Here is an 18,770-nt window from a genome sequence, read left to right on the forward strand (position 1 = left end):
AAAACATGATTTTGAGGGTGGAAAAACTTTTGCATGGAATAACCGTTTCTTGAGGTATCTGTAGCGATCAAGAAAGGTTATCCGGTGAGTAGCACCCTTCCAGAACGAGACGGCGGAACTGTGCAGGATCGTGTGCAGCAGGGGCGCCGGAATGCTTTTCTTTTTGCCGGAGCCGCCGGGCTCGCTGGCCTGATGTTTGGTCTGGATACAGGCGTGATCGCAGGGGCGCTCAAGTTCCTTGGGGCGGACCTGAAGGCAAATGACCGCGCATTGGAATGGGTCGTGTCGTCACTGATGCTCGGAGCGGCTGCAGGCTCCCTGTTGGCCATTCCGTTGTCCCATCATCGGGGACGGCGAGGCGCAATGTTCTATGCGGGGCTTCTGTTCCTGTTGGGAACGGCCCTCTGCTCGCTCGCTACGTCCATTCCCGTCATGATTGCCGGGCGCGTCTGTCTTGGATTGGGCGTCGGGTTCGCATCCTTTTCCGCACCGCTCTATATCGCTGAAATCACCGAAAAAAGCCGCCGTGGCAAGATGATCTCCATGTATCAGCTTGTCATTACGGCGGGGATGCTGCTGGCGCTTCTGTCAGACAGTCTGCTGTCCTACGGCGGCCACTGGCGCTGGATGCTGGGTATTCTGGCGGTGCCGACAGTCGTGTTTATTCTTGCGACGATGCAGGTTCCGTACTCTCCCCGCTGGCTGGCCATGCGTGGTCGACGCAGGGAAGCACATAAAGTTCTTCAACAGGTTCGTGGATCCAAGCAGCGCGCGACAGAGGAACTGAACCGGATTGAGGAAAATCTTCGCAAGTCGGAAGGGAATGGGTTTGCGCTCCTGAAGTCTTCACCCGGGTTCCGGAAAACCTTTGCACTCGGGATCGGACTGCAGGTTTTTCAGCAGTTCGCAGGCATCAATATCCTGATGTATTACGCCCCGCATATTCTGGAGCACCTCGGTTTTTCCACGTCGGCCTCCGTCTGGTGCACGACACTTCTTGGTCTGGCCAATATGGTCTCAACGTTTGGAGCCATTCTGTTGATTGACCGCTGGGGGCGTCGTCCGCTTCTGCTGGTCAGTACGGTGGTGGCGTCTCTGAGTCTCGCCGTATTTGGCACGCTGCTCTACCTGCATGTCGGTGGGGTATTGGGGCAGATCGCCATCGTCAGCCTGCTGGTGCTGTTCATTCTTGGCTATGCTTTCGGAGAAGGGCCGATCCCCTGGACGATGTGCACCGAGATCCAGCCGATTCAGGGGCGCACATTGGCCATCGCGTGCTCGACATTTGCCAACTGGATGACCAACTGGCTCATCAGCAACGTTTTCCTCTCCGTGATGGGGGCAATCAATGATTACGGTGTGTTCTGGCTATTGGCGGGCTTCAATGCGGTGTTCTTCGTGATCGGGTATTTCTTCGTTCCAGAAACAAAAGACTGCTCGCTGGAAGATATTGAACACCGTGTCGAGGCTGGCCTGCCATTGCGGGAAATCGGTCAGCCCAGTCGCCTAGAGACGGACTCAGCCATGGTCTTGCAGGCGCGAGAGACGCTCCCTGTCTGATACGAAGGGACCTTGTACCGGAGAGGTATTGTTTCAGGAAAGAGGGGCTTATGAGCATAATGGCTTCCAGAACGTCTGGAAGATTCCGGTATGCCGCTCCCCGCTGAAATGTCCGTTCCTCGTCGTATCCGCCTGGCCGTGGAGTTTCTGGCTCTGTACGGGGGTGGGCCGCTTCTGATCCTGATGGAGCGTCGGGCTGGATTACTCTTCGGGATGATCTGGCTTGGCGCTCTTCTGGCATTTGTGTGGATGCGTCATGATCGCGCCGAACCGCATGTGCTTCCGGCCGAAATTCGGGAAATCTTCGTTAGATTTGCTGTTCTTGCGCCGCTCATAGCGCTGTTGACCTGGTTTCTCTGGCCCAACACCTTTCTCAGCCTCCCGCGACAGAAGCCGCTCTTCTGGCTGATGATCATGGGGTTGTACCCGTTGCTATCTGTCTGGCCTCAGGAAGTTCTGTACCGGGCATTTCTTTTCCGCCGATACAGTGCCGTTTTTGGGTCAACGGGTCGGACGGTTGTGGCAAGTGCCGCGGCTTTTGGGTTCGCGCATGTCATTTTCCTGAACTGGATTGCTGTTGTCATGACAGCGCTGGGTGGTCTGATCTTTGCACGGGATTATGGGCGCCATCGGTCCCTGAAGCTGGTTTGTCTGGAACACAGCCTTTACGGGTGCCTGATTTTCACAGTGGGGTTGGGACGGTTCTTCTATACCGGTGCGGCCTGGCATCACGGTTGATGAGCGTTGTTACAGAGCGCAGCAGACAATCTTTTTTCTGCCACAACTCCGCCTGATCACCGCCTTGTGAGGTCCGCAAGGTGCACGTCTACGCAGCGCCTTTTGTGAAAGGAGTGAGACGTTATGCTGAAACATCTATCGGGCTTGCTCGCCGTCTCTGCGCTTTTTGTCGGAGCCATGGCTCTGCCACCGCTGAGCGGAACCGCGTATGCCCAGTTCGTTCCCTACCAGGGGCCATATCGTCAGACGCCCCCTCCGCCACCTCGTCCCCCCGTTGAGCGCATTCCATCGCATGCACAGACCATGCAGTGGGTTCCGGGGCACTGGACATGGGTTGGAAACGGGTATCGGTGGACACCCGGCCATCTGGCTCGTGTCGTCCGCAGAGGGGCGCCACCGCCGGCGTATCGTTCACGGGGTTAAGTCAGAAAAGCCGCTCTTTCAGGGAGCGGCTTTTTTTTTGTTCAGCGGAGGGTGACGAGCACCGGAACATGGTCGGATGCTTTTTCAGCGGCCCGTTCATCCCGATCAATTGTGAAAGACACGAGGCGCTCGGTCACGCGTGGGGACAGCAGGGCATGGTCGATGCGCAGACCCGAGTTTCGCTGAAAGGCTGCGGCCTGATAATCCCAGAACGTGTAGTGGCGCCCGGTAGGCTGGACGGCGCGCAGGGCGTCTGTCAGGCCAAGCCATTGCAGGCGGTTGAACGCAGCCCGTGTTTCAGGGCGTACCAATGCGTCGGTGGGGGAAAGGGCGCCGGGCGCAAGGTCTTCGTCCGTCGGGCAGACGTTGTAATCGCCAATGAAGGCGAAGGATTTTTCACTTTCAAGAAATGTCGTTGCCCGGTTGGCGAGTGCATCGAAGAACGCCATTTTCTTGGCATAACCGTCTTCGCCGCCTGAATTTCCGTTGGGCAGATACAGATTGCCAATCGTGAGCCCATCCATGTCCGCTTCAATATAGCGGGCGGTCGGGTCTTCAAAACCGGGAAGGTGATGGGTCGTGACCTCGAACGGGCGACGGCCGATCAACGCAACACCATTATAGGCTTTCTGCCCGGTCGTGGCGACGTGCAGGCCTGCTTCATGGAAAACAGTCGGGAACTGGCTGTCCTCGCATTTGATTTCCTGAAGACAGAGCAGATCGCATTCCGGATGGCGTTCCAGCCAGTCCTGAACGAGATGGGCGCGGGCGCGGATGGAATTGATGTTCCAGCTTGCGAAGGTAAAGGACATTCTATCAGGCCAGCGAAAAGCTTGTGCCGCAGCCGCAGGCTGATGCGGCATTGGGGTTCGTAACCGTGAAATGCGCGCCCATCAGCTTGTCGACGAATTCCAGTTCGGCGCCTTCCAGAAGGTCGAGGCTGGTTTCGTCCACATAGACCGTCGCGCCATCGCGTTCGATCAGAACGTCATCATCGTTCTTCGTGCGATCCAGCTTGAACTGGTACTGAAAGCCGTTGCAGCCACCGGCCAGCACGGCAACCCGCAGAGCCAGCCCTTCAGGTTCCGGCTGGGCGGAGATGATTTCCAGGATCCGCGCAGCAGCGCTGGCAGACATGGTGAAGGTGGGTGTGTCGGACATGGCTCGTTCCTGGTTTCTGAAGCACTGCTGCAAGGCAGGACGGTTCTGGTCCTGATTATATGGCCTGACCACCCCCAAGGGCAAAGGGGTAGAGTTGCGTTGATACAGGCCTGTCGTAGAATGACACCTGTGATCCGACGAACAGCGTGCGTTCCGTGCCTGCGGCTCATCAGGGGAGTGTGTTGATGGCTGCCATCTATGCGGTTCAGGAAAAAGGGAGCCGTGGCCGGCTTTATCCCGAGGTGGAAAGCCCGGTTCGCTCTCCCTGGCAGAGAGACAGGGACCGTGTTCTGCATTCCGCCGGGTTCCGCACATTGCAGTACAAGACGCAGGTTTTCATCAATCATGAAGGCGATTTCTTTCGCACTCGTCTGACGCATTCCCTCGAAGTGGCCCAGATTGCCCGTTCGATCGCCCGTAGTCTTGATCTGAATGAGGATCTGACGGAAGCGCTGGCTCTGGCGCATGATCTGGGGCACACGCCGTTTGGCCATGCCGGGGAGGACGCTCTTGCGCTGGCCATGCAGGACTGGGGCGGCTTCGATCACAATACGCAGTCCCTTCGTCTCGTGACGTCTCTGGAGACGCGGTATCACGCTTTTGATGGCCTGAACCTGACATGGGAAACGCTGGAGGGACTGGCCAAGCATAATGGCCCGGTAAAGCGTCCGACGCCTTATCTGGCTGAGTACGACGCACGGCATCATCTGGATCTCAGCAGTTATGCTTCTGCCGAAGCGCAGGTTGCAGCCATGTCAGATGATATTGCCTATCACGGCCATGATCTGGATGACGGGCTACGGGCAGGGCTGCTGACGTTCGAAGATATTGAGGATCTGCCGCTCGTGGGCGATGCCCTTCGGGCCTCTCGCGAAATGGAACGCCGCACGGGTCGTGAAGCGATGGATCAGGCGCAGCGTGTCCGTCATGAAACCATTCGCGTGGTCATCAATGCGCTGGCCACGGATCTGACGGAGCAGACGCGCCGAAATCTTGAGGCTCTTGACCCGCAGTCAGCGGATGATATCCGTCATGCCGATCATGCGGTTGTGGCGTTCAGTCCGGGAATGCGGGAAAAGAACAAGGCGATCCGCAAATTTCTTTACGCACGTATGTACCGTCACTGGCGGGTCAACCGTATGGCGCGGAAAGCCAAGATCGCACTGGCCGAAATCTTCACGATCCTTTCGGAAGAACCGGGCCTTCTGCCAGACCCGCTCAAGGACCGCGCCAAAGCTGCGGATGACACGGAACGGCGGCGTCTGGTGGCGAATTATATCGCCGGAATGACCGATCGTTTCGCGATGGAAGAACATCGACGGTTGACGGACCTCTCCGTGCTGGGCTGATAGAGCCTCTTCAAGACGTTACAGGTTACAGGACTCGAACTGAAAATGGCCGCTGCACCCACTGCCCATACGACTGACTGCCTATTTGCCCGCACCAGAGACCAGGTGTGCGAGGCCCTGCGGTCTGTTGTCCCCGGCCTGCCGGAAGAGGTGGTGCAGCGCGTTGAAGTGACGCCGCCGCGTGATCCGTCCCACGGGCACATGGCCACGAACGCCGCCCTGCTGGCGGCCAAGCCTGCGAAGCGTAAGCCTGCCGATATTGCTGCCGAGCTGGTGCTGAAGCTCGCTGAACTGCCGGACGTCGATCATGCCGAAGCTGCAGGGCCGGGCTTCGTGAACATGACGCTCAAGCCGCATGTGCTTCAGGGCATCGCCAAGGCTGTTCTGGAAACAGGCGAGGCTTATGGCCGTTCCACAATGGGGCAGGGCACGCGCGTCAACGTGGAATACGTGTCCGCCAACCCGACTGGCCCGATGCATGTCGGTCACTGCCGTGGTGCCGTGGTGGGGGATGCGCTGGCTAATCTGCTTCAGGCAGCGGGTTTTGGCGTCACGCGTGAGTATTACATCAACGACGCCGGAACGCAGGTTGTGGCCCTCACATGGGCGACATACTGGCGTTATCTTCAGGCCATCGGCACGCAGATTGATGCCGAAACGTTCAGCCCGCTGACGCCGAACGGTCTTCAGTATCAGGGTGATTATCTGATCCCGGTGGCTGAGAGCATTGCTGCCAAGCATGGTCGCGCGCTGGCCAACGATGATGGTAGCCCGGCTGATCCGTCCGTCTGGTTCGAGATCGTCCGTCGGGAGGCGCTTGAGCAGATGATGGCGGCGATCCGTACGGATCTTGAAGCCCTCGGCATTTCTCACGAAGTTTTTGCCAGCGAAGCTGAAACGCTTGCCAGTGGTCGTGTCGATGCAGCTATTGCCAAGCTTGAGAGCAAGGGGCTGCTGTACGAGGGCGTTCTGGAGCCACCAAAGGGCAAGATGCCGGAAGACTGGGAAGCCCGCCCGCAGACGCTGTTCCGGTCCACGGACTTTGGCGACGATCAGGATCGTGCGCTTCGCAAGTCTGACGGCACAAACACCTATTTCGCCAATGACATCGGCTATCATGCCCAGAAGGCCGAGAATTCAGACGTTCTGATTGACGTGCTCGGCGCAGATCACGGCGGTTATGTGTCCCGGATGCGCGCAGCTATTTCGGCGCTGACGGATGGCAAGACCGGCTTTGAAGTCGTGATGTGCCAGATTGTTCGCGTTGTGAAGAACGGCGAGCCGGTGAAGATGTCCAAGCGTGCCGGCACGTTCGTGACGCTGCGTGATCTGCTGGACGAAGTCGGGCGTGATGCCGTGCGCTTCACGATGCTGACCCGCAAGGCCGACGCGCAGATGGAATTCGATCTGGATGCTGTCGTAGCTCAGACGCGCGATAATCCGGTCTTCTATGTTCAGTACGCCCATGCCCGTTGTCGTTCGGTGCTGCGCTCTGCCGAGACGATGTTCGGTGCCGACGCCGTGACGCCTGAGGCGCTGGCGAAGGTCGATCTTTCCGGTCTGTCTTCGGATGTAGAACTGGCTGTGCTGCACCGTATCGCGTCTTTCCCGCGTTCGGTGGAAGCTGCTGCTGCTGCGCGTGAGCCGCATCGTATCGCGACGTATTGCATTGATCTGGCGTCTGACTTCCATGCTCTGTGGAATCGTGGACGTGAGGACACGACTCTGCGATTCCTTCATGAAAATGATCGTGAGATGAGCCTGGCCAAGCTGGCTCTGGTCTCCGCAATCGCTGGAACGCTGCGGTGCGCACTGACCATTCTTGGCGTCGTTCCGGTGGAGGAAATGCGATGACCCCTGACAGCGATAATGATCGGAACGTCCGGGATCCGGGCGATTATGAATCAGGACCGACCACACCGCCACCTCGTGGCGGGCGTGAACGCCTGAGCAGCGATTATGACGAAGACGCGCCGCCGCGTCGTCGTCCTGCACCTGCTATGGGCAATACGGAACGGGCAGGAGGCGTGGCCTCATTGCTGGGCAGTGATCCGGCAACGCGCAAGCTTGTTGGTGGGGCTGTCGGTATCGGTGCAGTGCTGCTTCTGGCAGTGGGTGGCTGGTCCCTGACGGGTGGTCATCATGGTGGCATCCCCATCATCGGCCCCCCGCCGGGTCCTGTGAAGGATGTTCCGGCTGATCCTGGCGGCATGCAGATCATGGGTAGCGATAGTGGCGATACCGATCTGACGGGGAACGGCGAGGCGCATCTGGCTCCCGGTCCTGAGCAGCCAGATGCCAAGGCTCTGGCGCGCCAGTATGGTGTCCAGCCCGGCACGCCTGCGGCCCCGGCTGACAAGCCTGCCGCAGCGCCAGATGCGCAGTCTCCGGACGCCAAGCCTTCTGATGGCACGACGCCTTCTTCCCCGGATGCATCGACGGATAAGGCTCCTGCCGCGGCTCCGGGGCCCAATGCGCCGGATACGTCCAAGGCGCCCGCGGAGACTGCGGCACCTGAGGACGATGCGGAAGACGCGGAGCCAGCAAAGCCTGCTCCGGAGAAGCCGGTTCCCGCTCCGAAGCCGAAGGCTCCAGAAGCACCCGTTCACAAGGCTCCCCCGATCGTTCCGGCCAAGCCTGTGCAGAAGCCGCTTCCGCCACCGGAGCCGGTGCCTGATGTTGCTCCAGCCCAGAAAGCTGCCGCAACGCCGAAGGCCGAAACGGGTGGGGCACGTGAAGTCCAGCTTGCTGCTCTCGACAGCGAAGCCGCTGCGCGTAAGGAATGGGAGTCCCTGCGGCATCAGGCACCGGCTCTGTTCGCCGGACATTCGCCGCTGTTCGAAAAGACTGCACATGGCGACAAGACGTTTGTACGTCTGCGTATTGGTGGCTTTGAGGATCTGAAGGCGGCCCGTGCGTACTGCGTGAAGCTGCACGCGCAGTCCATCGCCTGCACTCCTGCCCAGTTCTGAGAGACTGGACTTGAGCGAGGTTCTGCATCTGACGCTGGATGGGTTCGAGGGGCCGCTTGATCTGCTTCTTGATCTCGCCCGTGCCCAGAAGGTGGACCTCGCTAAGATTTCCATCCTTCAACTCGTCGAGCAGTATCTGTCCGTGGTCGAGCAGGCCCGGGCGGAAGCGCGAGCCTTGCGTCTTGAACTCGCGGCGGACTGGCTTGTCATGGCAGCTTGGCTGGCTTGGCTGAAGTCCAAGCTTCTGCTGCCTGCGGAAAGTGGTGGGGAAGACGCGGAAGAGGCGGTCGAGCAGCTTCAGGAGCGTCTGATCGAACTTGAGCGGATGCGTGCCGCCGCCGCTTGGTTAATGGAGCGTCCTCGCCTCGGCATTGATGTGTTTCGCCGTGGGGAAGGCGAAGACCACACGGAAATTGATCGTTCTGGCCTGCGCGTTGATCTGTCTGCCCTGATTACGGCCTATCTGTCTGCCCGGCGTCGGACGAACCGTAAACGCGTCTATGCGCCCCGGACGCGTCGATATTGGAGCGTGCAGGACGCTCTGGCGCGTCTGCGCCGAATGCTGGGAACGGATGCTGTTACGGACTGGCAGACCCTGACGTCCTTACTGCCCGAACATCTGGCCGACGATCCCGAAACCGGTCCGTATGGACGCAATGCTGCACTGGCAGGAACGCTGCTGGCGGGGCTGGAAATGGCGAAGGGCGGGGCGGTGGAACTGCGTCAGCCGGAAGCTTTTGCTGAAATTGAATGGCGGGCTGTGTCGTGACGTCTGAAGAGATGCAGCGTGGCTGCCTGCTTCTGGAAGCCCTCATTTTTGCCAATCCGGAACCTGTGCGACCGTCTGTCATGGCGGAGCTTCTGAAGGCTCAGGGTTTGGATTTGGTGGTGTCGGACGTTCTGGCTGCGCTGGCCGAGCGTTATGCGACCCATGCGATCGAACTTGTCGAAGCTGCCGGGGGCTGGCAGTTCCGGACGCGCCCAGAATATGCTTCGGCGCTGACAAAAGTCGTCGAAAAGCCACGTCGACTGAGCCGAGGTGCGATGGAGACCCTCGCCATCATTGCGTATCACCAGCCCTGTACGCGGGCTGAGATCGAGGCCATTCGCGGTGTCTCTCTGGGGCAGCCCATTCTGGATGCGCTGCTGGAAGACAGCCTGATTGCTCCGAAAGGGCGCAAGGAAGTTCCTGGCCGTCCAGTTTTGTGGGGTACGACGCCAGCTTTTCTGGAAAGCTTCGGTCTGCCGGATCTGGGTTCATTACCCAAACGGGAAGATTTCCTTCTGGACAGGGCACCGACCGAAGCAGCACCAGAAGCGCCTTCCCCCGTAGGCGAGACTGACGGGACGGGCTAGGATTGTTGCATGTTTGACTTCAGTTTCTCGGAAATAGCTCTGTTTGTCGTCGTGGCGATGATTTTTATTCGCCCGAAGGACCTGCCGGTCGCCATCCGCACGCTTTCGAACGGCATCAAGGCCATGCGACGAATGGCGGGCGAGTTTCAATCCCATATCGACGATATGGTGCGTGAGGCAGATCTGTCCGAGACACGCGACCAACTCCGGGACCTGAAGAATTTCAATCTCCGGGACCGTGTGACCCGTGCCATAGATGGCGACAATTCGATCCGACGCAGCCTTGAACTGGATACAACGGGCGCATCATCCCGGCCGTCCACGCTCAATGATTTGCCGCAGGTTCCGGCGCCTCCGCCGATGCCACCGCCGTCTTTTGGTGGAGGGGAAAGCAAGCCTTACAACGCCATGATGCAGGATCAGGCGGAGGAGGGACTGAACGATGATATCGTGGATGCGCCATCCATTCTGCCGCCTGCGACGGCGCGCCGCCTGATGCACGAACGCCCCCGTTGGCGCGCCCCGGATATTCTACCGCCCGTCATGGCTATTCATCATGGCCGACGCGTCGCCATTTCAAGCACGGAGAAAGACGCGTGACGGACTCGGATGCCATCAATGACACCCCGATGCCTCTGCTTGACCATATCGTTGAGCTACGACGCCGGCTGATTTGGTCCATCGGGACGTTCGTGATCGCTTTTGCCATCTGTTATCATTTTGCGGGCGATATCTATCGCTTCCTTGCCGCCCCGCTGGGGGACATCATGCGGCAGAAGGGCGAGCAGCCGCATCTGATCTACACCGCGCTGTATGAGGCGTTCTTTACCTATATTCGTGTGGCAGTCTTCGGGGCGACGTGCCTGTCTTTCCCAATGATCGCCATTCAGGCGTGGATCTTCATCGCGCCGGGTCTGTATCGCAGTGAGAAAAAAGCGTTCGCGCCATTTCTTATCGCCACGCCCGTTATGTTCACCATTGGCGCCGCACTGGCCTATTACGTGGTTTTCCCGTTTGCCTGGAAGTTCTTCCTGTCATTCCAGACATCCGGCAATGGCGGGATGGATATCGAGCTTCAAGCCAAGGTGTCAGAATACTTGACCCTTGTGACGAAGATGATTCTGGCGTTCGGGATCTGCTTTGAACTGCCGGTGATCCTGACGCTGCTGGTCCGTGTTGGGCTGATCGGGACAGCGCAGCTCAAGAAATTCCGCCGCTATGCGGTGGTGGCGTCCTTTGCCGTGGCGGCCGTGATTGCTCCGCCTGATGCCATTACCATGCTGAGCCTCGCCATTCCGCTTGTGGCGCTGTACGAGGTATCCATTCTTGTGGCGCGGCTGGTTGAGCCGAAGCCCGTGACTGATGAAGAAGACTGACGGAGCCCTGAACCATGCATGACCTGAAAGCCCTGCGCGCCGATCCGGCCGCATTTGACGCTGCTCTTGAGCGTCGGGGCCTGTCACCCGTGGGGCAGAAAATCGTCTCGGAAGATGAAGAGCGCCGTGCCGCTCTGGCGGCGTTGCAGGAGGCTCAGGCTACCCGCAAGACCTTGGCCAAGGAGATCGGGCAGGGCAAGCGCACTGGCGCAGATACGTCCGCTCTGGAAGCGCAGGCGGTCGAACTGCGTGACCGGATTACGGGTCTGGAAGAGCGTGCAGCCATTATCGAAAAGAGCATCGACGATGTTCTGGCGTCCCTGCCGAACCAACTTGACCCGTCCGTGCCGGATGGGAAGAGCGAGGATGAGAACGTCGTCGTTCACTATCGTGGCGAGAAGCGTGAATTCACGTTCGAGCCAAAGCAGCATTTCGAGCTGGGCGAAGCTCTCGGCCTGATGGACTTCCCGACGGCGGCCAAGCTGTCCGGGACGCGCTTCGTCGTTCTGCGTGGCGCGCTGGCCCGTCTGGAGCGTGCGCTGGGTCAGTTCATGCTGGATACGCATACGACCGAGTTTGGGTATAGCGAGACCAGCGTTCCGCTGCTGGTCAATGACGATGCCATGTACGGTACGGACAAACTGCCGAAGTTTGCGGAAGATTCTTTCCGTACGGAAGATGGCCGCTGGCTGATCCCGACCGCAGAAGTTCCGCTGACGGCCTCTGTCATGGGCGATATTCTGCCTGCTGATGCGCTGCCGATCCGTTTGACGGCACTGTCTCAGTGTTTCCGCTCAGAGGCTGGGTCTGCGGGCCGTGATGTGCGCGGTATGCTGCGTCAGCATCAGTTCACGAAGTGCGAACTCGTTTCCATCGTGAAACCGGAAGACAGCGATGCCGAACATGAGCGCATGACGCAGGCTGCCGAGACCATTCTGGAGCGCCTTGGCATCACGTTCCGCCGTATTCTGCTGTGTGCGGGTGATACGGGTTTTGGTGCGGCCAAGACGTTCGATCTGGAAGCGTGGATCCCGGGGCAGAAGGCCTGGCGCGAGATTTCATCCTGCTCCAACACCCGCGCTTTTCAGGCGCGGCGCATGAAGGCTCGGTATCGCTCCGAGAATGGTCCGGCCTTCGTGAATACGCTGAATGGCTCCGGTCTGGCTGTCGGACGGACCATGATTGCCGTCATGGAAACGTACCAGAATGAGGATGGCAGCATAACCATTCCGGAAGTCTTGCGTTCCTATATGGGTGGATTAACCCGTATTGGCTAAGGACCAGTTCTGACATGATGACACGCCGTTCCGCTTTTTCTGTTCTGGCCGGGGGTGCTTTTGCTCTCACGGCTTGCGCGGATGCTTTGAAACCACTCAGTGGGACGGTCACATATCGGGAGAGAATGGCACTCCCTGCGGGGGCGGTTCTCGTCGTCAGGCTAGAGGATGTGTCTCTCGCTGATGCTCCGGCAAAGATTTTGGCGGAAAGCACTCAGAGCATTCAGGGTGCCCCGCCTCTTTCTTACATTCTGCATGTGCCAGTACTGGAAAGCCATAGGCGGTATAATCTGCATGCTGAGATCCGTGTCGGAGAGCAGCTTCTTTTCACGACTGAGGAAGCACATTCTCCAAGTGAACCTGACATCGTGGTCACAAGGGTCGCGGCGCCTGCAAATGACTTGCCTTACGGCAGTTGGACTGTTCAGTCCCTGAACGGAGAAGCAATCCCTGATACAGTTCGAGCACCTACATTGACCCTGGCGCGTGATGGCCATGTCTTTGGAAGTGGTGGATGTAACAGGTTGATAGGGCAAGCTGTCATTACGGCAAACAGTTTGCAGTTTAAGCCTTTTGCGATGACCCGGATGGCCTGCATCGGGTCGGGTATGGAAACCGAAGATGCGTTTGTGAAGGCGTTAGACAAGGTACGGGCCTGGTCCACGGATCAAAAGGGAAATCTGGTTTTTCAGTCTGAAAGCATGAAGCCAGTGGTTGTTCTTCAACCTGAAAATATTTCAGAGAAACAAAAATAAAGTAATCGGGTACTGGAAAATTTCTCTTTTTGTCTCTGCGTTAAAGTAAAATTATCCGTCAGATAATTATAAACTTTCTGCTGAAATAAAAATTATTTGCAAAATCCCGACGTTTTTACGATAGCACCCTCTCGTGCATGTTTTTTCTGGTCTTGAAAGCGTGTCTTTCAAAGTTTGAAAAGGGGCATCGAGCCTGACGTGTCCGCGAAGTCGTGGCATCGACAAGGAAAAGATAAGACCCCTGGCCTTGTCTGATATGGACGCCACGATCTTTCACAAGAAGGCCTGGAGCTGGTAACGTCCAGCTTCATTTTCTTCGGGGTATTTTCAGGCTGGGGCAGATATTGAGCGTGGGGTGGATGAAGGAATGAGTGACGTAACGGACGACACTGCGAAGGCACGGATTTCGCCGGGTCTGGAACTGGGGCGACGCATTCGGCTGTTGAGAGAAATGGCTGGCCTCAACCAGCAGCAACTGGCCAACAAGGTTGGAATTTCACGTTCTGCCGTGGCGTTTTGGGAAACAGGACGCTCAGGCCATGTTGGTAAGCATCTTGGAGCATTGGCTGAAGCATTGGGAGTAGATGCCGAAGTTCTGCTCACCGGGATGGCCTATAAGGAAATTCAGGAAACGCTGACGCCGGACGAAAGCATGTTCCTGAGCTTGTATCGTCAGCTTACTCCGCTGATCAAACTTCAGGCACAGAAATGGATTGAACGTCGGGTTCGCCAGGCGGAAGACGAAGTAGAAACCTGAAAAATCTGCGGAATTTGCTTCGCTGGAATAGAGAAAGCCCCTGCAGTTATAGCCGCAGGGGCTTTATTTTTAGCTCCGTTTCCGTGGGCCAGAAGGTTTTCCGCGCTTTTTAAAGCTTTCCTTGAAAGGAGGCTTGCCTGACTTCCCGGCAAAGGGTCGGTCAGTGCGTCCTTTCGGTTTGAAACCGCCGCGCTGCTGCTTCTGGCTTTCACGCATACGGCTCTGTGTCCGCAGAACCTGTTCGATCCAGTCATTCAGGATTGAGGTATTGATTTCAGCATTCTGCTGCGCCGGATAAGCCTCCGGAAAACGCAGGGCCAGCCAGCGCCATGCCACAAGGCGCTTGTGCCGCTTCTCGGCGCGTTCCAGCTCTTCGCGGCCAGCCTGTTCCGGGTGGGGGAGGCGGCCGGTACCTGGCGGCGGCACAGGACGGCCGGCGGCGTGATCGGCAGCCCAGGACACGAGGCGCTGGATACCATTGTCCCGTTCATCAATCGGGCACATGGCATAGGTCCAGCGCGCCGTCAGGTCGAGGCCTTCCACGCCTTCCAGAGCCGCCGCAATCTCAAGAGACTGCTCCATGTCCGCCAGACGGTAATTGGGGTCGTCTGGCCGTAAAACAGCGCGTTTGATGCGGGTCAGAACACCGTAAAGGCTGTCACTGCCAATTTCCTCGGCAACGGCTCGAACGATGTCGGAATCCGGCTGAACCAGAGGGCGCAGTTCCGTCACCGGCTCCGGCGGGGCAGCCAGCATCTGACGCACAAATGTGGGGCTTCCGGACTCTGCCAGAACACAGACCAGACCTTCTTCGTGCTTGCCGAAACGCCCGGCCCGGCCACCAATCTGTTTGACTTCCTGCGAGATAAGATCGCGTGTCTGGCGTCCGTCGAACTTCCTCAGGGCACTGAAAACGACGCGACGGATGGAAAGGTTCAGTCCCATTCCGATGGCATCGGTAGCAATCAGAATATCCGCATCGCCACTGTTGAAACGGGCGGCTTCCGCACGGCGGACTTCGGGGCTGAGAGCACCATAAACCACCGCAACCCGTCGCCCGCGCGCCATGAGTTCGGCGCGCATGTCCAGCACTTCGCGGCGTGAGAAGGCGATGACGGCGTCGCCCGTCGTGAGTTCGCTGAGGTGGAGCGTGCCGCCAGCCTTAAGAGGGCTCTTTCGTTCCAGATGGATCTCATCCACCGGGTCATCACAGAGTTCGGCAATCCGTTTGACCAGCGGGATGCAGTCCGCAGCACCAAGAATGAACACATGCCGCGCCGGAACGCCCATAATGGCGGCCGTCCACGCAGCGCCGCGATCAGGGTCGGCCAGCATCTGCGCTTCGTCGATGATGGCCACATCCACAGGTTTGTGGAACGGGCACATCTCGACGGTGGCGGCCAGATGCCGTGCGCCGGGCATTTCGATGCGCTCTTCGCCTGTAGCAAGTGAGGCAGGCACGCCGCGGTTGAGCAACGCTTCCCGGAATTCATGCGCCAGAAGGCGGAGAGGCGCGAGGGCCAGACCGCTCTCTGCGTTGGCAAGGGCGTTCAACGCCGTATAGGACTTGCCGGAGTTGGTCGGCCCGGTAACGAGCGTGATACGGCGCTTGAGAGAGCGCGCTGTCCGGAAATGAGCCGCAAACCGGTCCAACGCTGCAACGCGGGCGATGGCAGCGTTACCGACCTTGGTGCCACGTTCCAGAACTTCTGGTCGGGCCGGTGTTGTACCGCGCCATTCGGGAAGGCGCGCGCGGAGCTTCTTCAGTTCGTCCGGATCGAAGAAGAACAGTTCGATTCCGTCATCACGCGTTTCGCGCTTGGCAATCGGGAGACGATTTTCTGCAACCCAGCGCAGGGCTTCACGCCGCGAGCAATGAAGAATGCCAGGCACCTCATCAAAGCTGACAAGATTGGCTTCCCATTCTTTCAGGCGTTCGAGTTCGCGCTCCCGACGGCGCTCGGCACGGGCCTGAATGTCAGCCTGCTCACGGGCACGGCGCTCTTCGGCCAGACGCAGGTCGTCTTCAAAGCCGAGATCCACGCTTCCGAAAGCGCCTGCAATGCTGCGGGACAGTTTCTCGAGCTGGCCGCCCGATAGGATCAACCCGGCATCCGCCAGATCAGCCCGGACTTCTTCCAGAACACTGCGTGGCGAGTCTCCAAGATCCTGCCAGCGCGAAACCAGAACATCGTCCAGCGTGAGGCGCAGGGCCGCGATGTCCGCACGGGGGTCATGCGTTCGGGCCGCAGCTTCCTGTGTGTCGGCCTTCGTGACCCAGACTTCACCAGCGCGGCGGGCCACGTTCATGAGCTGGGACGCCCATGTCTTGCGCCGGACGACGCACAGGGCGTCAATCAGGGCTTCATGGGGGAGGGTCGCCTCGTTGCCCTCAAGCCGACGTGCCACCTGCCGCAGAAGGGCGGGTCGTTCACGCGGGGTAATGTCCAGCGGCGTTCCGAAGTCGGCTTCAGCCTGATTCAGGGCGCGTTCAGCGGGGGAGAGGGGGGCGTCACTCACGGAGTCGTCTGTCATGAAAAGACTTTTGCGTCATTCAGCTATCAGGTTCAACGCGGATGGGTTTTCCGAAATGTGATGATTGCGCTAAAAGGTCCGGCTCTTATCAGGTCCGAGACCTAATTATCCGCGCCACACCGGAGACAGAAACCGATATGTCCACCCCGAGTTTTGCCGCCCCGACTCCTGAAATCGACGAACCCATCACGGGCCTGACGCCGTATGAAGGGCATCCTAAACAGTACCGTCTGGCTGAGCCGAGCAAGGAATACGCCCATCTGTATCCTGCGAAGGTCCTGACCGTTCATCACTGGACGGATCGTCTTTTCAGCTTCACCACAACGCGCGATCCGGGCCTTCGGTTCGAGAACGGCCAGTTCGCGATGATTGGCATCGAGGTCGAGGGCAAGCCGCTTCTGCGTGCCTATTCCATCGCCTCTGCCAACTATGAAGATCATATGGAGTTCCTCTCCATCGCCGTGCCGGAGGGGCCACTGACGTCCCGTCTGCGTCATGTGAAGGTGGGAGACACAGTTCTGATTGGCCGCAAGCCGGTGGGGACGCTGCTGCTCGACAACCTGAAGCCGGGCCGTAACCTGTACTTCCTGTCCACCGGCACCGGCCTTGCGCCGTTCATGAGCCTCATCAAAGACCCGGACGCTTACGAGCGTTATGAGAATGTGATCCTCAGCCACACGGTCCGTATCTCGGGCGAGCTGGCTTATGAGAACCACATCCGTCATGAACTGCCGGAGCATGAGTTCCTGGGTGAGTTCGTTGCTGAGAAGCTGAAGTACTACCCGGCTGTGACGCGTGAAGATTATGCCGTTACGGATCGCATCACAAAGCTGATCGAGAGCGGCAAGATCTTCGAGGATCTGGGTATCGACAAGCTCGACCCCGAGCATGACCGTGTCATGATCTGTGGTTCGCCGGAAATGCTGGCAGATACGGAAGCACTTCTGGAGCGTATGGGCTTTGAGGAAGGCAACATGAGCCGTCAGGGTTCTTACGTTGTCGAGAAGGCGTTCGCAGAGCGCTGAGACCACAGGCACGGAAGGCCGGGATTTATGCAGGAATTCGATCTTTTCGTCATCGGAGCCGGATCGGGCGGTGTGCGCTGTGCGCGTATTGCTGCCCAGAACGGCGCGCGCGTCGCAATTGCGGAGCGTCGTCACTGGGGCGGAACTTGCGTCAATCTCGGCTGCGTGCCAAAGAAGCTGATGGTCTACGCGGCGGAATATGGCCGCGAGATCGACGATGCCCGCGCCTATGGCTGGGACGTGACGCCAGGACGGCATGACTGGCGCACGTTGATTGATGCCAAAGACCGCGAGATCGAGCGCCTGAATGGCATTTACGTCTCAATGCTGAAGAAAGCTGGCGTTGAGCTGTTTACGGGCGACGCACGCTTTGTGGATGCGAATACGGTTGAAATCGGTCCGTCTGAGCTTGCTCTGGATGCTGAGGTTCAAACCGTTCACGCAAAGAACATCGTCATTGCGACGGGTGGTGCGCCGACGCGTCTCGATATTCCCGGAGCAGAGCACGCGATTGTCTCGGATGATGCGTTTCATCTGGAGAACCGGCCCGAGCGTGTTGCCATTATTGGCAGCGGTTATATCGGGATTGAATTTGCAGGGATTTTCGCGGGTCTCGGCTCGCAGGTGGACTTCGTTTATCGTCAGGATCTGCCACTGCGTGGGTTTGACGAGGAAATGCGTCGCCATATCGCAGAGCTAGTGCCTCTGAACGGTATCACATCCCATCCGGGCAGCACGCCGGAACGGATTGAGAAGACCTTTGAAGGGTATCGACTCCACCTGAAGGGTGGAAAGGTCATCGAAACCGACTGCGTCTTCATGGCGACAGGACGGCACCCAAACCTGACATCCCTGCGGCTGGATCTGGCCGGGATTGAGGTCACGGACGGTCGCATTGTCACACGCCTTGAAGATGCAAAGACGAACGTTCCGGGCGTTTATGCCATCGGGGATGTCACCGACACTTATAACCTCACGCCAACCGCTATTGCCGAAGGTCATCTTCTGGCGGAGCGTCTGTTCGGTGAGACGGGGCGCGAGTGGTCTTTTGCCACGACACCCAAAGCCGTGTTCTTCAGCCAGCCGCTCGCTTCGGTAGGTCTGACTGAAGAAGAGGCTGCCGAACACCACACACTTGATATCTACACCTCGTCCTTCACGCCGATGCGCCAGTCGCTATCCGGCCGTAAGGGCAAGGCCTTCATGAAGCTGGTTGTGGATTCCAAGAGCCAGGTGGTGCTGGGTGCCCACATGATTGGTCCGGATTCACCGGAAATCATCCAGGGGCTGGCCATTGCCGTCACGGCAGGTCTGACCAAGCGCGATCTTGACCGCACGATCGGCCTTCACCCTACAAGTGCGGAGGAGTTCGTGACCATGCGGACGCCAACGCGCCATGTTCCTCCTTCTTCCGATAAACAGAACTGATACTCCGATGGCTCATGACGATCCTTTGCCGCCCCTGAAGATCATGAGCCATCACACA

18 protein-coding genes are annotated in these 18,770 nt (G+C 58.6%); 15 read left to right on the top strand and 3 right to left on the bottom strand.

Features of this window, described 5'->3' with window-relative positions; genetic code table 11:
- Positions 1 to 84: 84 nt before the first annotated feature.
- From GFR01_RS02805 to GFR01_RS02815, 3 genes are all read left to right on the top strand, one after another.
- Entirely contained in the window at positions 85 to 1,560 is a 1,476-nt protein-coding gene (locus GFR01_RS02805; RefSeq protein ID WP_099181189.1) for a sugar porter family MFS transporter, read from the top strand.
- Between the two features lie 90 nt (positions 1,561 to 1,650).
- Entirely contained in the window at positions 1,651 to 2,298 is a 648-nt protein-coding gene (locus GFR01_RS02810; protein ID WP_099181190.1) for a CPBP family intramembrane glutamic endopeptidase, read from the top strand.
- 123 nt (positions 2,299 to 2,421) lie between these two features.
- Positions 2,422 to 2,721, top strand: a complete 300-nt coding sequence (locus tag GFR01_RS02815; RefSeq protein WP_099181191.1) for a YXWGXW repeat-containing protein — start codon at positions 2,422 to 2,424, stop codon at positions 2,719 to 2,721.
- Between the two features lie 41 nt (positions 2,722 to 2,762).
- Here the strand turns inward: GFR01_RS02815 and GFR01_RS02820 are convergent, their stop codons facing one another.
- Together GFR01_RS02820 and GFR01_RS02825 are read right to left on the bottom strand one after the other, a co-directional pair.
- On the bottom strand, positions 2,763 to 3,533 hold the full coding sequence (locus GFR01_RS02820; RefSeq protein ID WP_099181192.1) for an exodeoxyribonuclease III: 771 nt from the start codon (positions 3,531 to 3,533) through the stop codon (positions 2,763 to 2,765).
- A 4-nt stretch (positions 3,534 to 3,537) separates the two neighbouring features.
- Complete coding sequence (locus GFR01_RS02825) at positions 3,538 to 3,882, bottom strand: HesB/IscA family protein (RefSeq protein WP_015072204.1); 345 nt, start codon at positions 3,880 to 3,882, stop codon at positions 3,538 to 3,540.
- Positions 3,883 to 4,067: 185 nt separating this feature from the next.
- Here GFR01_RS02825 and GFR01_RS02830 point away from each other — a divergent pair, with 185 nt between their 5' ends.
- From GFR01_RS02830 to GFR01_RS02875, 10 genes are all read left to right on the top strand, one after another.
- Positions 4,068 to 5,231 carry a deoxyguanosinetriphosphate triphosphohydrolase gene (locus tag GFR01_RS02830; RefSeq protein WP_099181193.1) on the top strand — a complete coding sequence of 388 codons (1,164 nt, stop codon included), beginning with the start codon at positions 4,068 to 4,070 and terminating at the stop codon, positions 5,229 to 5,231.
- 45 nt (positions 5,232 to 5,276) lie between these two features.
- Entirely contained in the window at positions 5,277 to 7,085 is a 1,809-nt protein-coding gene (gene argS, locus GFR01_RS02835; RefSeq protein WP_099181194.1) for an arginine--tRNA ligase, read from the top strand.
- Positions 7,082 to 8,203 carry an SPOR domain-containing protein gene (locus GFR01_RS02840; protein WP_099181195.1) on the top strand — a complete coding sequence of 374 codons (1,122 nt, stop codon included), beginning with the start codon at positions 7,082 to 7,084 and terminating at the stop codon, positions 8,201 to 8,203. Before argS ends, GFR01_RS02840 begins: the two co-directional genes overlap by 4 nt.
- A gap of 10 nt (positions 8,204 to 8,213) precedes the next feature.
- Positions 8,214 to 8,972, top strand: a complete 759-nt coding sequence (locus GFR01_RS02845; protein WP_061931536.1) for a segregation and condensation protein A — start codon at positions 8,214 to 8,216, stop codon at positions 8,970 to 8,972.
- Positions 8,954 to 9,559 (top strand): SMC-Scp complex subunit ScpB, encoded by a 606-nt coding sequence (scpB, locus tag GFR01_RS02850; RefSeq protein ID WP_099181196.1) that lies wholly within the window; start codon positions 8,954 to 8,956, stop codon positions 9,557 to 9,559. Before GFR01_RS02845 ends, scpB begins: the two co-directional genes overlap by 19 nt.
- Positions 9,560 to 9,568: 9 nt before the next feature.
- Positions 9,569 to 10,159, top strand: coding sequence for a Sec-independent protein translocase protein TatB (tatB, locus tag GFR01_RS02855; protein WP_061931540.1), 591 nt, complete (start codon positions 9,569 to 9,571; stop codon positions 10,157 to 10,159).
- Positions 10,156 to 10,935, top strand: a complete 780-nt coding sequence (gene tatC, locus GFR01_RS02860) for a twin-arginine translocase subunit TatC (protein ID WP_007283669.1) — start codon at positions 10,156 to 10,158, stop codon at positions 10,933 to 10,935. Before tatB ends, tatC begins: the two co-directional genes overlap by 4 nt.
- Before the next feature lie 14 nt (positions 10,936 to 10,949).
- Positions 10,950 to 12,212 carry a serine--tRNA ligase gene (serS, locus tag GFR01_RS02865; RefSeq protein ID WP_099181197.1) on the top strand — a complete coding sequence of 421 codons (1,263 nt, stop codon included), beginning with the start codon at positions 10,950 to 10,952 and terminating at the stop codon, positions 12,210 to 12,212.
- A 14-nt stretch (positions 12,213 to 12,226) separates the two neighbouring features.
- Positions 12,227 to 12,967: an META domain-containing protein gene (locus GFR01_RS02870; RefSeq protein WP_099181198.1), complete on the top strand. Its 741-nt coding sequence runs from the start codon at positions 12,227 to 12,229 to the stop codon at positions 12,965 to 12,967.
- A 367-nt stretch (positions 12,968 to 13,334) separates the two neighbouring features.
- Positions 13,335 to 13,724, top strand: coding sequence for a helix-turn-helix domain-containing protein (locus GFR01_RS02875; RefSeq protein ID WP_063904107.1), 390 nt, complete (start codon positions 13,335 to 13,337; stop codon positions 13,722 to 13,724).
- A gap of 69 nt (positions 13,725 to 13,793) precedes the next feature.
- Here the strand turns inward: GFR01_RS02875 and GFR01_RS02880 are convergent, their stop codons facing one another.
- The gene (locus GFR01_RS02880; RefSeq protein ID WP_174694643.1) at positions 13,794 to 16,259 is read right to left on the bottom strand and encodes a helicase-related protein; all 2,466 of its coding nucleotides are present in this window, start codon (positions 16,257 to 16,259) and stop codon (positions 13,794 to 13,796) included.
- A 137-nt stretch (positions 16,260 to 16,396) separates the two neighbouring features.
- On the opposite strand from GFR01_RS02880, the gene GFR01_RS02885 reads away from it, so the two are divergent.
- Together GFR01_RS02885 and gorA are read left to right on the top strand one after the other, a co-directional pair.
- Positions 16,397 to 17,284, top strand: a complete 888-nt coding sequence (locus GFR01_RS02885) for a ferredoxin--NADP reductase (protein ID WP_063904106.1) — start codon at positions 16,397 to 16,399, stop codon at positions 17,282 to 17,284.
- A 27-nt stretch (positions 17,285 to 17,311) separates the two neighbouring features.
- Entirely contained in the window at positions 17,312 to 18,712 is a 1,401-nt protein-coding gene (gene gorA, locus GFR01_RS02890) for a glutathione-disulfide reductase (RefSeq protein WP_099181199.1), read from the top strand.
- Positions 18,713 to 18,770 lie beyond the last annotated feature (58 nt).

The sequence above is a fragment of the Gluconobacter frateurii genome, from assembly GCF_002723955.1.
Classification (GTDB): Bacteria; Pseudomonadota; Alphaproteobacteria; order Acetobacterales; family Acetobacteraceae; genus Gluconobacter; species Gluconobacter frateurii.

What these genes read in the sequence shown, in the direction of transcription:
- GFR01_RS02810 (WP_099181190.1), top strand. Translation starts at nt 1,651, where the DNA reads ATGCCGCTCCCCGCTGAAATGTCCGTTCCTCGTCGTATCCGCCTGGCC.
- GFR01_RS02815 (WP_099181191.1), top strand. Translation starts at nt 2,422, where the DNA reads ATGCTGAAACATCTATCGGGCTTGCTCGCCGTCTCTGCGCTTTTTGTC.
- GFR01_RS02820 (WP_099181192.1), bottom strand. Translation starts at nt 3,533, where the DNA reads ATGTCCTTTACCTTCGCAAGCTGGAACATCAATTCCATCCGCGCCCGC.
- GFR01_RS02825 (WP_015072204.1), bottom strand. Translation starts at nt 3,882, where the DNA reads ATGTCCGACACACCCACCTTCACCATGTCTGCCAGCGCTGCTGCGCGG.
- GFR01_RS02830 (WP_099181193.1), top strand. Translation starts at nt 4,068, where the DNA reads ATGGCTGCCATCTATGCGGTTCAGGAAAAAGGGAGCCGTGGCCGGCTT.
- argS (WP_099181194.1), top strand. Translation starts at nt 5,277, where the DNA reads ATGGCCGCTGCACCCACTGCCCATACGACTGACTGCCTATTTGCCCGC.
- GFR01_RS02840 (WP_099181195.1), top strand. Translation starts at nt 7,082, where the DNA reads ATGACCCCTGACAGCGATAATGATCGGAACGTCCGGGATCCGGGCGAT.
- scpB (WP_099181196.1), top strand. Translation starts at nt 8,954, where the DNA reads ATGGCGGGCTGTGTCGTGACGTCTGAAGAGATGCAGCGTGGCTGCCTG.
- tatB (WP_061931540.1), top strand. Translation starts at nt 9,569, where the DNA reads ATGTTTGACTTCAGTTTCTCGGAAATAGCTCTGTTTGTCGTCGTGGCG.
- serS (WP_099181197.1), top strand. Translation starts at nt 10,950, where the DNA reads ATGCATGACCTGAAAGCCCTGCGCGCCGATCCGGCCGCATTTGACGCT.
- GFR01_RS02870 (WP_099181198.1), top strand. Translation starts at nt 12,227, where the DNA reads ATGATGACACGCCGTTCCGCTTTTTCTGTTCTGGCCGGGGGTGCTTTT.
- GFR01_RS02875 (WP_063904107.1), top strand. Translation starts at nt 13,335, where the DNA reads ATGAGTGACGTAACGGACGACACTGCGAAGGCACGGATTTCGCCGGGT.
- GFR01_RS02880 (WP_174694643.1), bottom strand. Translation starts at nt 16,259, where the DNA reads ATGACAGACGACTCCGTGAGTGACGCCCCCCTCTCCCCCGCTGAACGC.
- GFR01_RS02885 (WP_063904106.1), top strand. Translation starts at nt 16,397, where the DNA reads ATGTCCACCCCGAGTTTTGCCGCCCCGACTCCTGAAATCGACGAACCC.
- gorA (WP_099181199.1), top strand. Translation starts at nt 17,312, where the DNA reads ATGCAGGAATTCGATCTTTTCGTCATCGGAGCCGGATCGGGCGGTGTG.